The organism is Yersinia thracica, from assembly GCF_902170565.1.
GTDB classification, from domain to species: domain Bacteria; phylum Pseudomonadota; class Gammaproteobacteria; order Enterobacterales; family Enterobacteriaceae; genus Yersinia; species Yersinia thracica.
The window spans coordinates 1-13,184 of the sequence record NZ_CABHXX010000120.1 but is presented as its reverse complement, the minus strand read 5'-3'; the positions used below and the strand labels follow the sequence as shown (position 1 = coordinate 13,184).

The window sequence follows — 13,184 nt, the reverse complement described above, 5'->3', positions numbered from 1 at the left end:
ATGTTGCGCATAGACCATTTGTACATTATTTATTCATTCTCGGCGGTTAATGGCAATTCAACACGGAAGCAGACTGCTGCGTAATCCACTGACACCAATTGCAAGTCACCCTGCATACGTTTGATGCAGTCCTGAGCAATACTCAACCCCAGCCCGCTGCCTTTGACAGCCCCTTTTCGCTGATGGCTTCCCTGGAAAAAAGGCTCAAATATCATTGTTTCTTCAGATACCGGGATCGAGGCCCCAGTATTGGCAATATCAATTTGCACGCGGTTATTCACCTGACGGCTACGAATCCAAATGGTACCGGATTCCTCACCATAGTGCACCGCATTGGAGTAGAGATTATCTAATACCCGCATCAATAGTGTTGGGTCTGCCCAACAAATGTCCGCTTTCAGATCCGTCTCAGTGCGAATCATCTTAGCTCGTGCCGGTAAGCTATGGGCCGAAATTACATCTTCGACCATTTCTACCAGTTCAACATTTTCAAGCTCACCAGGGCCATCGGCCAGTTTACGGTTATAGTCCAATAATTGTTCAATTAATAATTGTAAATGGCGGCTACTATTATCAAGGATAGCCACCACTTCTTTCTGATCTTGAGTCAGCGGGCCTGCAACCTCATCAGCTAACAATTCGGTACCTTCGCGCATACTGGCCAGCGGCGTTTTCAACTCATGGGAGATATGGCGTAAAAACTCATGGCGTTGTGATTCAAGCCAGGCTAAACGTTCGCTGAGCCAAATAATACGCTGTGCCAGAGAGCGCAACTCGCGCGGCCCCTTAAACAGCGCGGTATTGCCCAGTGGCCGCCCTTCCCCCAGCCGATTAATCATTCGCTCGATGCCCTTAACCGGCCCGATAATCATGCGGGTGAATAACACCACTAACAGCACACTGACTAAAAACAGTAGCAGGGATTGCCAACCAAAAAATTGGCCGCGTTCGGCAATATCTTTTTGTAACTGCTGCCCACGGGAGAAGATTACATCCCGGGTCGCCTGCACCATTTCGGCATTCGATCGGGAGAATTGCTCTAATAAAGTTGAAGCATTTTGCTCTGGGCCGCTATTTTTACATTGGATATCAGAAAGTTGGGTCAGCAACCCACGCAACGTCTGGTAATAGCGGGCATCGGGCAGAATCGGGGCGTGGGTATCCAGCATTTGAGCGTACTGTTTACGCTGATGCTGATAAAGCTTAGCTAGCGTTGCATCATCTAACACGCAGTATTGACGATAGCTGCGCTCCATTTCGAGCGCCACACTAGTCATCGCTTCACTGCGGCGAGCATCAGCCAACGTAGTGCGATTAATGTCAGCCGCTTGGGTGCTCAGATGGTCAAGACTTTGATAAGCCTGATATGCCAGCACCAATAAAGGGAGCAGCACCAACAGAAATGCCATGAGTACCAATTGCCGTAAAGAACGGGGGAACAAACGCCATCTTTTCAACGAAATCATCTCATTACCTATCATTCTGTTGTGATGCTAACTGACTCAGCCAGGATTACAATGCCTGTGGCCCAATTTATGCGGGCATGTCCGCAACTTATCCGTTTGGTTGGAACTTGTTCGCTTGATTAAAGTAAAAAAAAAGCACTTAGCGTGAGCAAAGTGCTTTTAATTAAGGCTGCTTATCTATTATCGTCAAAATCATCATCAGGCCTGCTTTTATCGTCAGTTGCCGTGAAAACGGGAAGCTTTACCGTATCTTTGACCCTAATATGCCCTAAATAATTCGAGTTGCAGGAAGGCGGCCAATACACATGCAGCTTGCAGTATGACGGGTATAGATGTGACAACGGGGCAATAAATTGCCCCGTTGCAGAATATGTGGATGCCCTTAAACATCGTCTCCAGTTTGATGAAGCCGAGGCAATCATCGGGAGGATGAGACGAATAGCATCCAGACATGTCCAATATTGATGAACTACTCATCACAGTAGGACATAGGCGGCGCCTCACTCAACGTGTCGTCCGATGTTTGATATGTGCATTCACACAATATCGGTGTAGGTGGACGATAGGCACCAGTCTTTGGCATCATTCGGTGGCTTATGAAGTGCATATTCCGCTTTACGGCGGGACTATCATAAAGAGGTGAATGAGCAACTGATATTAACAATGCAGCTTGCGTGCCAGGTTTTTTAAAATAATATTAACTTATTGATATAATTTATAAAAAAATTTAAACATCAACTTATCGTCCTACTATTGCTAATCAAATCGAGTGATTCAATCGCGTTTTGTCGCTATTACCCGACACTTAATCTACACATAAATAAAAATCATATAAATCAATATGATAAATGTCTCCTTTTTGAGACAGGATCCAGGGCCATTGTCGCGATTTGCCGACATTATTTATTAAATCATTAGTAATCAATCAGTTAATTATTTTAGACACCCAGTAATATTATTTATTTCTCCGTTCAATCCCAGCCGTTCACCACAACTCTGCAAACTGCGGCATAAAATCACCATGGAGTTATAAATTATGAGATTTAATCACCGAAATGAATGAGTCACGCTAATGCTCTGGCTCTGGTATCTAATGAGAAGATCGCCAAAGTACAGAAGACAAAAATACCGGTAGCAGCTCATACCTATATAAGGGCTTCACAGGCACTGACTGCGAAGTTTTACTGATCTTTCATTAGAAAGGTACTCACATGAAAATTATCCCTACCACATTCACTAGCGCCATGGGCTTCATAATAATTTGCTTGAATGCTAACGCCATCAAGCCACCACTTGAGGTTATGAATGTAACAACAAAATTAATTAAACCGGCGAGTAGTTTCATGATGGCTGGATATATGTCCCCCCCCACCTTTGAAGTCAATAATATAAAAGATAGCTATACATTGTTGGAAGGAAAAGCAAAAGTTAAATTCAATATAAGCACAAATGAATATATCAATTACTCCGCTCATATTAGAAAAGGCAATATTTTATATGGTGAAACCTCCGGATACATTAACCATTCATCAGAAAATATTACCCTTTTAACGGATGAGGTTAATAGTGGATATTACGAATTAGTTGTAGAGGCTTATAATAATGCCCAAGATTCATCACAACAAATATTTAATATTAGATTAGAGTAATAAGATAAAAATTTGCATTGTATAAAAGTAAAAAAGGGCATCAACCTGATGCCCTTTTCTATTAAGTCAATTTAGCCCAATTGCTTACGAGCATTACGGAACATACGCATCCATGGGCTATCTTCACCCCACTCTTGTGGATGCCATGAGTTACTGACAGTGCGGAAGACGCGTTCTGGATGCGGCATCATGACGGTGGCCCGCCCACTGATACTGGTTACCGCCGTAATACCATGCGCTGAACCATTAGGGTTAGCCGGATACTGCTCGGTGACCGCACCTTGGTTGTTCACAAAGCGTAATGCCACCAAATTGCTCTGTTCCAATAGGGCCAGATGCGCAGCATCACGCACTTCAACCCGCCCTTCACCGTGTGAAACCGCGATTGGCATGCGAGAGCCGGCCATATCCTGCATAAACAGGGATGGGCTATTTGCTACTTCAACCAGACTGAATCGCGCTTCAAAACGGTCCGATAAGTTGCGAACAAACCGTGGCCAGTGCGCAGCGCCCGGAATAAGTTCACGCAGATTAGACATCATCTGGCAGCCGTTACACACCCCCAGCGCCAGTGTTTCTGGGCGATGGAAGAAAGCTTCGAACTCATCACGCACGCGGTCATTGAACAGAATGGACTTCGCCCAACCTTCGCCTGCGCCCAATACATCGCCGTAAGAGAAACCGCCACAAGCGACTAAAGTCTGGAAAGATTGCAAATCAGTGCGTCCCGCCAGTAAATCACTCATATGCACGTCAACAGCATCAAAACCGGCACGGTGGAAAGCAGCGGCCATCTCAACGTGGGAGTTAACCCCCTGCTCACGCAGCACCGCAACTTTTGGTCGCGTCTGTTTGATAATATAAGGTGCGGCGATATCTTCAGCGGGATCAAAGGTCAGTTTCACATTCAGGCCAGGGTCGTGCTCATCCTGTTTAGCTTGATGCTCTTGATCGGCGCAATCTGGGTTATCGCGCAGGCGCTGCATCTGCCAAGTGGTTTCAGCCCACCACAAGCGCAGGGTGCTGCGTTTTTCGCTGTAAACCACTTCAGTAGCGCGGTGGATGTCAAAAACATCCCCCTCAACAGCACGGCCCAGATAATGGACACAGTTTGTCAGGCCATGGTCTGCCAGCACTTTCTCCACTGCGACTTTCTGCTCGGCACACACCTGAATCACCGCCCCCAACTCCTCGTTAAACAAGGCGGCCAGCGCATCGTCACCCAAGGATTGAATATCAACTTGCACACCACAATGACCGGCAAAGGCCATTTCGGCTAATGTCACTAACAGGCCGCCGTCAGAGCGGTCGTGATAAGCCAACAATGCTTGATCGGCGACCAAACGCTGCATCGCGTTGAAGAAGCCCGCCAGTTGTTGCACATCACGGACATCCGCCGGTTTATCCCCTAACTGACGATAAACCTGAGTCAACGCCGTGGCCCCCAGTGCATTATGTCCCGCGCCCAAATCAATCAGCAGCAGCGCATTGTCACCTTGGTCAGTCCGCAACTGCGGAGTCACTGTGTGACGGACATCTTCGACACGAGCAAAAGCAGTAATCACCAATGATAGCGGCGAAGTCATTTCGCGCTGTTCATCCCCTTCCTGCCAGCGAGTTTTCATCGACATAGAGTCTTTGCCCACCGGGATGGTAATTTCCAGCGCCGGGCATAACTCTTCACCCACGGCGCGCACCGCTTCATACAAACCGGCATCTTCACCGGGGTGACCGGCGGCGGACATCCAGTTAGCTGACAGTTTAATGCGCTTGAGTTCGCCAATTTGGGTCGCGGCAATATTGGTCAATGCTTCGCCAACCGCTAAGCGGGCAGAAGCGGCAAAATCCAGCAAAGCCACTGGCGCACGTTCGCCCAGTGACATCGCCTCGCCATAGTAGCTGTCCAGACTGGCGCTGGTTACTGCACAATCAGCCACCGGAATCTGCCACGGGCCGACCATCTGATCACGGGTGACCATGCCGGTCACGGTGCGGTCGCCAATGGTGATCAGGAAGGTTTTCTCTGCTACCGCCGGTAAATGCATCACACGTTTTACCGCATCAGCAATGCTGATTTCAGCCCGTTGCAAAGCCTCACCCTGCGCCTGTAGGCGGGTGACATCACGCAGCATTTTCGGTGTGTTACCTAACAGCACATCCAACGGCATATCAATGGGTTGATTATCGAAATGGCGGTCATTCAAAGTCAGATGTTTTTCTTCAGTCGCTTCGCCGATGACAGCATATGGCGCGCGTTCACGGCGGCAGATTTCATCAAACTGTGCCATCTGCGCAGGAGCAATGGCCATGACATAGCGCTCCTGAGATTCATTACACCACACTTCCAGCGGGCTCATGCCCGGCTCGTCGTTAAGAATGTCACGCAGTTCAAAGCGGCCACCACGGCCACCGTCACTCACCAGTTCTGGCATGGCGTTGGACAAACCACCGGCACCGACGTCATGAATAAACAGGATGGGGTTGTGGTCGCCCAACTGCCAGCAGCGGTCGATCACTTCCTGACAGCGGCGTTCCATTTCTGGGTTATCGCGCTGTACCGAAGCAAAATCCAGATCCGCATCAGATTGACCAGAGGCCATGGAGGACGCAGCACCTCCGCCCAAACCGATATTCATTGCTGGGCCACCAAGCACCACCAGCTTAGCACCCACGGTGATTTCGCCTTTCTGCACATGGTTAGCACGGATATTGCCAATGCCGCCCGCCAACATAATCGGCTTATGATAGCCACGTAGCTCCGTGCCGTTATGGCTATTTACGCGCTCTTCATAGGTACGGAAGTAGCCCAGCAGCGCCGGACGACCAAATTCATTGTTAAACGCCGCGCCGCCCAATGGGCCTTCGGTCATGATATCCAGCGCGGTAACAATGCGCTCTGGTTTACCGAAATTCTCTTCCCATGGCTGTTCAAAACCGGGGATACGCAAGTTAGACACAGAGAAGCCCACCAAACCGGCTTTCGGTTTAGCACCGCGCCCGGTGGCCCCCTCATCACGAATTTCCCCGCCCGAGCCGGTAGCAGCACCCGGCCATGGTGAAATCGCCGTCGGGTGGTTGTGAGTTTCAACTTTCATCAGGATATGCGCCTCTTCCTGATGGTAGCCATAAACGCCATTTTCTGGCGCGGCAAAGAAGCGCCCGACCTGAGAACCTTCCATTACCGCAGCATTGTCTTTATAGGCCGACAGCACGTAATCTGGGGTGTGTTCAAAGGTATTTTTGATCATCTTAAACAGCGATTTAGGCTGATCAACGCCATCAATTTTCCAATCCGCATTAAAAATCTTATGGCGGCAATGCTCAGAGTTTGCCTGAGCAAACATATACAGCTCGATATCTGTCGGGTTGCGCCCAAGGCCAGTAAACGCGGCCAACAGATAATCAATTTCATCCGGAGCCAGTGCCAGGCCCAATTTAATATTGGCCTGATCCAGTGCACTACGGCCCTGCGTCAAGATATCCACCCGTTGTACCGGGGCGGGCTGATGGTGAGAGAACAGTTGCTCGGCTTGCTGCAAATCAGTGAAGACCGTTTCCATCATGCGGTCATGCAGTAATACTGACAATTGCTGCCATTGGTTTTCACTCAGATTCTGGCCTTGTATATAGAAGGCCAGACCGCGCTCCAGGCGCAAAACCTGTGGCAGTGCACAATTATGTGCAATATCAGTCGCTTTGGAAGACCACGGAGAAATCGTCCCCGGTCTTGGCGTCACCAATAATAAACGCCCTTCTGGCGCATGTTCGGGGAGAGATGGACCATACTTAAGCAGCCGCTGGAGTCTGGCGTGTTCCTCAGCACTCAAGGGGGCGCTAACATCAGCAAAGTGAACATATTCGGCGTAGACATCATCTACCGGCAGATGAGCATCCTGGCAGCGGGACAGCAGTTTGGTAATTCGAAAAGCCGACAAAGCGGGCGAACCACGCAGTATTTCCATAATCTAAGTTTCTCTCTCTTCGAAGCGACTGGGACAGCACTTCATTGGGCGCAGCATGCATTGGCGCAAAACAGGGGAAAACGCGCGCCATTATAGTGAATCTAAGCCGCCGACGAAACCGTTTGCGTAGCTATTATTCATAATTACGTCAGAAAACTTTGTTAGAGATATACATTGAATACCGGATCAATAAGCTCGCAATAAAGTTGCACACTGACGAATTATTACGCAAAATGCCGCTCTACTGGGGATTTAACCATGTCGAATTATGCTTCAAAATACACATATAAAGAGCGCTGCCGAGAGATAACTATTTGACGCGCATAAAATTAAATTACTTTGTCATCGGGGTAGTTGCCTTGCTTCTGGCTCTTGCGTTGTGGCCCAATATTCCGTGGCGCAATGGGCAAGAAGGGCAACTGGACCGTATAAAAGCCCGTGGTGAACTGCGAGTTAGCACCATAAGTTCACCCTTGATCTACTCAACCGGAAAAGATGGCCCTTCCGGTCTCGACTATGAGCTGGCACAACGGTTTGCTGATTATCTGGGAGTTAAGCTGGTGATGACTCCCCAACATAATATCAACGACTTATTTGATGCTTTAGACAGTGACGATGCCGACCTCATTGCTGCCGGGCTGATTTATAACCGCGAACGTCTTAATCGGGCGCGCACTGGCCCTGCCTACTATTCCGTGTCGCAACAATTAGTCTACCGCTTGGGTTCACCGCGGCCAAAATCATTCAGTGACCTGAAAGGCCAACTGATTGTTGCCTCCGGCTCGGCCCATATGACCACCTTGAAACAGCTTAAACAGACCAAATATCCAGATCTGAACTGGGGATCGTCGGTTGATCGCTCCGGTAAAGAATTACTGGAGCAAGTCGCGGATGGCAAGCTCGACTATACCCTTGGGGATTCTGTCACTATTGCTCTGCTGCAACGTATTCACCCACAATTGGCCGTGGCTTTTGACGTCACAGATGAAGAGCCGGTGACCTGGTATTTCCAACAAAGTCATGATGATAGCCTGTATGCGGCAATGCTTGATTTCTACAGTGAGATGGTAGAAGACGGTAGTCTGGCGCGTCTGGAGGAAAAATATCTCGGCCATGTCGGCAGTTTTGATTATGTCGACACCAAAACATTCCTCTCCGCTATTGATAATGTGCTGCCCTCTTTCCAGCCCTTATTTGAAAAGCACGCCGGTGAAATCGACTGGAAATTACTGGCCGCGATCGCCTATCAAGAATCTCATTGGAATCCACAAGCAACCTCCCCCACCGGGGTGCGCGGCCTAATGATGCTCACACGGGCCACCGCCGGTAGCTTGGGAGTGAAAGACCGGGTTGATCCCGAAGAGAGTATCAAAGGCGGCTCGGTTTACTTACAACGGCTGATGCAGAAAGTGCCGGAGACCATCCCAGAAGATGAGCGAATTTGGTTCGCACTGGCGTCATATAATATGGGTTATGGCCATATGCTTGATGCCCGCAAGCTGACCAAAAAACAAAATGGTAATCCAGACAGTTGGGGGGATGTAAAAATGCGGCTACCCATGTTGAGCCAAAAGCGCTACTACCCGAGCACCACCTATGGCTATGCCCGCGGTCACGAGGCCTATAACTACGTCGAAAACATCCGCCGCTATCAGGTCAGTCTGGAGGGATATTTGCAGGAAAGGGAGAAAAAAGCCGCTCAACATGCCGCAATTGAAGCCGAACTGGGTAAAGCTTATCCGGTTGTTGGCCCCGGCTGGTCAATCAATAATTAATATACTCTTCTTACTTGAAGTTGCAGGGGTGTTAGCGGCTCTCACTCATCCGAATCACTTACTTGAGTAAGCTCATCGGAATTAATGAGCCTCATCCTTGAGGCTCACCCTACGGGCTAGCATAAATGCTGTTCAAATCGGTTCCCGACCAATTTGTCCTTCGTTTGCTGCCTACCTGCAATTCCAATGACTTTGAGTATGGCTTATGTATCAGTTGCGGCGCGTTTCAAGGCTTTCTGTTGTTCGCGCCGCCAGCGGAAAAAGGCGCTCAATTGGTGGGAGCAAGCATCGGCCAGCACGCCCGCCGTTATCTCTATCTGATGGTTCATTCCAGGGTGGCGTAAAATATCCACCCATGATCCCGCCGCACCGGTTTTCAGATCATTAGCGCCATAGACCAGCCGGCGAATGCGGCTGTGTACCATAGCACCGGCGCACATCACACAGGGTTCCAGAGTGACATATAAAGTCGCGTCTATCAGACGATAATTCTGCACTGCTTGCCCCCCCTGGCGTAGCGCCATGATTTCAGCATGTGCGGTGGGGTCGTTATCACTAATAGAGCGGTTCCAGCCCTCGCCAATTATCTGATTATCCAGCACTAATACTGCGCCCACCGGAACTTCGCCCTCGGCTTGCGCACGCAACGCCAATGCTAATGCCCGCTGCATCCAGTACTCATCACTGTATTCAGTTGGCGAATCACATTCAGAAGACAAATTATTATCAGTAGACACATTAACCTCTCTGGCACTTTTGCGGCGTGCATTATACACAGCAATCACTATCGCCACTAAATTCACTATAAAGTAGCTCAACATATAATGATCAGTTAATGTTCCGACAAGGTAAGAATCATTCCTGACATAAATGATATGCAACTATATAGGGAAGCCAGAGCAATGAAACTCAGCAAGAAAAATGCGGCAATTGTGCGCAAAACCCTTGATGGATGGGCCAAAGAAAGTGTTATTCCCGCTGAAGAACATCAGCGTTTGTTGGCCACTATTGAGGTTCAACCTTTCGACTGGCGCAGGCTAGCGGGTTATGCTTTCCTTGCTGCACTGGCCTCACTGGTCATCGCGATTGGCAGCTTGATGGCTGATACTTTCCTATTAGCCTGGATCAGCCAATTTTTCCGCTTTGATCCTCCGGTTCGGGTGGCGGTCACCAGCCTCTTAGCGGCAGCCTTTTACGGCTGGGGGTTTCACCGCCGCCGACAAGACGCCAGCAAAATCTATAGCAATGAGGCCGTGTTGTTCCTCGGTGTCATTTTTACTGCCGCTGCTATCGGCCAACTTGGCGTATGGCTAGATAATGGCAGTGGCCGCATCTCGGTATTATTGTTGCTCGGCACCCTGATTTACGCTGCGGTCGGCTGGTTTGGCCGCGCGCCCCTCGTCTGGCTATTTGCCTTGCTGTCACTGGGTAATGCGTTTGGTGCAGAAACCGGCTATATGTCCGGTTGGGGCGCTTACTGGCTGGGAATGAGCTACCCAACCCGCTTTATCGCCTTTGGTTTACTGCTGTGCGCCAGTGCATTGGCATTACAACCGCAGCTGGCGGCACGTCGGCTGGACAGGGTTTCGCAGGCTATGGGGCTGCTTTACCTATTTATTGCCCTGTGGCTATTGTCTATTTTTGGCAATTACGGCGATATCGACCATTGGTATCAAATACGCCAGATTGAACTGCTCCATTGGAGTTTATTATTTGCTCTCGCGGCCATGGCGGCCATCTGGCTGGGGTTAAAGCGCGATGACGCCATGTTACGCGGCTTTGGCCTGACATTTTTGGCCATCAACTTATATACCCGTTTCTTTGAATTTTTCTGGGATGCAATGCCGAAAACTATTTTCTTCCTGTTGCTCGGCATCAGTTTGTGGTTACTGGGGCGGCATGCTGAGCGGATCTGGCGGGTCGGTCACCATGAAAATGATGTGATTCACTAGAGAAATGTGATGAATAACTTCACTGGGCTTTGACACCCACTGCGGCTTACTCTAGCTGTAACTCATTCTAACTGTTGTAATTCGCCGGTTTTACTGACCCGCCAGCGGTGTTCGCAAAAATGCAGCAGCGGATTATCCTGTTTACTGTCACTGTAACCGCTGTGGAGCTTCAGTGGCGACCCCAAGCGCTGTTCTAATTGCAGCACTTTTTCTGGCCCTAAACAGCGCAGTGGCAACACCCAGCCGCCATTGCGCCGCGCCATACGGCTCCCCACCAGTCGTAAATGATGAATAAAATCTGAATCGTGATAAACCTGCTCGACCAGCCGTTGTGGTGAACCGGTAATCAACCACACCTGAGTATCGTTGCTCTCGATATATTGGCGCAAGCGCATCATAACCACCGGAAACTCAGTCACTTTTTGGCGAAAATCATCCACAAAGCGCAATTCCAGATCCTTCAGATGGGCTTCCGATCGGCCAAAAGTGAGCGCCCACAGCAATAAACTTATTGGCCAACGAGCACAACGCCCGCCCGCCAATAACCCCAATCCAATAACCGGCAGTAATGGAATGACCAACAATATATTCAGTGGCAAATGGCGCAGCAGAAAACGCAAAAAACTGCCAAACATATCCTGTTGATGCAAAGTGCCATCTAAATCAAAGAAGACAACCCGTTTGACACTTTCCGCTGGCGGTTCAGTCGTGTCAGTTTGCTCGGCGCTCAAAACCTTTGTCATTGAAATTCCATAGATTTAATCGATAATTTAATCAATGAGAATAGGGGCAATAGGGTGACAATCGCCCCATGCAAATCAGCCTCACAATGCAGCGCGTAAATATCCATTATGCCGCTGTAAATCCTGATGAGCTTGCTCCGCACTGACACCTTTTAAAATCATCAAAATAGCCGGTTTGACTTCAAATTCAGTTTGCGACAATGCATTTTCTGCCTCTGCGCGGCTGGCTCCGGTAGCTTCAACCACAATACGGCACGCACGATCAACTAATTTCACATTGGTCGCTTTTACATCCACCATCAGGTTTTGATAGACCTTGCCAAGCTTCACCATCGCGCCAGTGGATAACATATTTAACACTAATTTTTGTGCCGTGCCCGATTTCATACGGGTCGAGCCGGTCAGAGCCTCTGGCCCGACGACCGGCGAAATCGCGATTAGTGCTTCTTGCGCGATAGGGGAATCGGGATTACAGGAAATGGCCGCAGTGGGGCAGCCAAGCTGGCGGGCATACCGCAACGCGCCAATGACATAGGGGGTGCGGCCCGAGGCGGCCAGCCCGACCACCATATCCGTCGAGGTCAACTGTAAATTTTGCAAATCCCGCTCGCCGAGTGACATATCATCCTCAGCGCCCTCCACCGCTTTGAGTAACGCGCCGGGGCCACCAGCAATTAAGCCGATGACCATACCCTGCGGCACCCCAAAGGTCGGTGGGCATTCCGAGGCATCTAACACGCCAAGCCGCCCGCTGGTACCGGCCCCCAGATAAATCAACCGACCTCCGGCCTGTAAAGCTTTAGCCGCTAAATCTACCGCGCGAGCAATGTTGGGTATCACCAAACGGATCGCCGCCGCCACTTTACGGTCTTCATCATTAATGCGGGTTAGCATCTCCAAAGTGGAGAGTTTATCCAAATCCATCGTGGCCGGATTGCGACTTTCAGAAATCAAAGCGCCTAAATTCATGATTTTTTCCTTACTAATATAGCGTTAGCCGCACACATAAAAATCATATCATTTAAAAAATGTCTTATCGTGACTTATCATAATCAAGTTTTAATCTTTTTTCTTATTTTAGCTTCCCTATTTATCTTCTCTCCGGAGTTTTGGTCATAATATCTTGTCGGCCATATTTCTGATGGATGAATATCCAAAAAATCTGCAATGATATACTCGCCTTTAGGCCAAGGTCTTTTTAGCGCATTAGTCAGCGTACTTGAGCTTAAACCCGAATTTCGTGAGACCGCAGAGAGAGAAGATCCTTTTTTGCGTATCGCCGCTATTATATCCGCTGGATGCCAGTCCGATATTTCTTTGATCATAAAAAACTCCTTTTAATATACCCCCATACACAAAAGTTAATTTAACAGACAGTTAATAATAAAAAATCGCCACCAAAATTTTGATGCCAAATATCTCCATCAACCTATTGTGAGTATTATACGCATATAGATAAACGATAGTAATGGTACTAAGGTACAATCTAGGACTGTACTTTAAAATGTAACGTTATTTATAATTAAAATAAATACTATATTAATAGAAAAATTACAAACTCACTTTCCATATGAAATTTATGCATATTAAATATCATTATTATGGCATATATGTTTTGAATATTTATTACTCTAAAT

9 protein-coding genes are annotated in these 13,184 nt (G+C 48.6%); 3 read left to right on the top strand and 6 right to left on the bottom strand.

Annotated features, from left to right (window positions below; translation table 11 throughout):
- Positions 1–29: 29 nt before the first annotated feature.
- Positions 30–1,466, bottom strand: coding sequence for a sensor histidine kinase (locus FTA91_RS16515; RefSeq protein WP_050115796.1), 1,437 nt, complete (start codon positions 1,464–1,466; stop codon positions 30–32).
- A 1,211-nt stretch (positions 1,467–2,677) separates the two neighbouring features.
- Between FTA91_RS16515 and FTA91_RS16510 the strand changes: the two genes are divergently transcribed.
- Positions 2,678–3,115, top strand: coding sequence for a hypothetical protein (locus tag FTA91_RS16510; protein ID WP_145583638.1), 438 nt, complete (start codon positions 2,678–2,680; stop codon positions 3,113–3,115).
- A gap of 71 nt (positions 3,116–3,186) precedes the next feature.
- Here the strand turns inward: FTA91_RS16510 and purL are convergent, their stop codons facing one another.
- A complete protein-coding gene (gene purL / locus FTA91_RS16505; protein WP_145583636.1) occupies positions 3,187–7,077 on the bottom strand; it encodes a phosphoribosylformylglycinamidine synthase in 3,891 nt (1,296 codons plus the stop codon).
- Positions 7,078–7,391: 314 nt separating this feature from the next.
- Here purL and mltF point away from each other — a divergent pair, with 314 nt between their 5' ends.
- Entirely contained in the window at positions 7,392–8,852 is a 1,461-nt protein-coding gene (gene mltF, locus FTA91_RS16500; RefSeq protein ID WP_145583634.1) for a membrane-bound lytic murein transglycosylase MltF, read from the top strand.
- Between the two features lie 203 nt (positions 8,853–9,055).
- Here the strand turns inward: mltF and tadA are convergent, their stop codons facing one another.
- On the bottom strand, positions 9,056–9,628 hold the full coding sequence (tadA, locus tag FTA91_RS16495) for a tRNA adenosine(34) deaminase TadA (RefSeq protein ID WP_050115833.1): 573 nt from the start codon (positions 9,626–9,628) through the stop codon (positions 9,056–9,058).
- Positions 9,629–9,754: 126 nt separating this feature from the next.
- On the opposite strand from tadA, the gene FTA91_RS16490 reads away from it, so the two are divergent.
- The gene (locus tag FTA91_RS16490; RefSeq protein ID WP_050115792.1) at positions 9,755–10,804 is read left to right on the top strand and encodes a hypothetical protein; all 1,050 of its coding nucleotides are present in this window, start codon (positions 9,755–9,757) and stop codon (positions 10,802–10,804) included.
- Between the two features lie 62 nt (positions 10,805–10,866).
- Here FTA91_RS16490 and yfhb read toward each other — a convergent pair whose 3' ends face one another.
- The 3 genes from yfhb to FTA91_RS16475 all read right to left on the bottom strand — a co-directional run bounded on the left by yfhb (position 10,867) and on the right by FTA91_RS16475 (position 12,872).
- Entirely contained in the window at positions 10,867–11,547 is a 681-nt protein-coding gene (gene yfhb, locus FTA91_RS16485) for a phosphatidylglycerophosphatase C (RefSeq protein ID WP_050115791.1), read from the bottom strand.
- Between the two features lie 81 nt (positions 11,548–11,628).
- A complete protein-coding gene (gene murQ, locus FTA91_RS16480; RefSeq protein ID WP_145536112.1) occupies positions 11,629–12,516 on the bottom strand; it encodes an N-acetylmuramic acid 6-phosphate etherase in 888 nt (295 codons plus the stop codon).
- Between the two features lie 83 nt (positions 12,517–12,599).
- Positions 12,600–12,872 carry a helix-turn-helix domain-containing protein gene (locus tag FTA91_RS16475; RefSeq protein WP_145536113.1) on the bottom strand — a complete coding sequence of 91 codons (273 nt, stop codon included), beginning with the start codon at positions 12,870–12,872 and terminating at the stop codon, positions 12,600–12,602.
- Positions 12,873–13,184 lie beyond the last annotated feature (312 nt).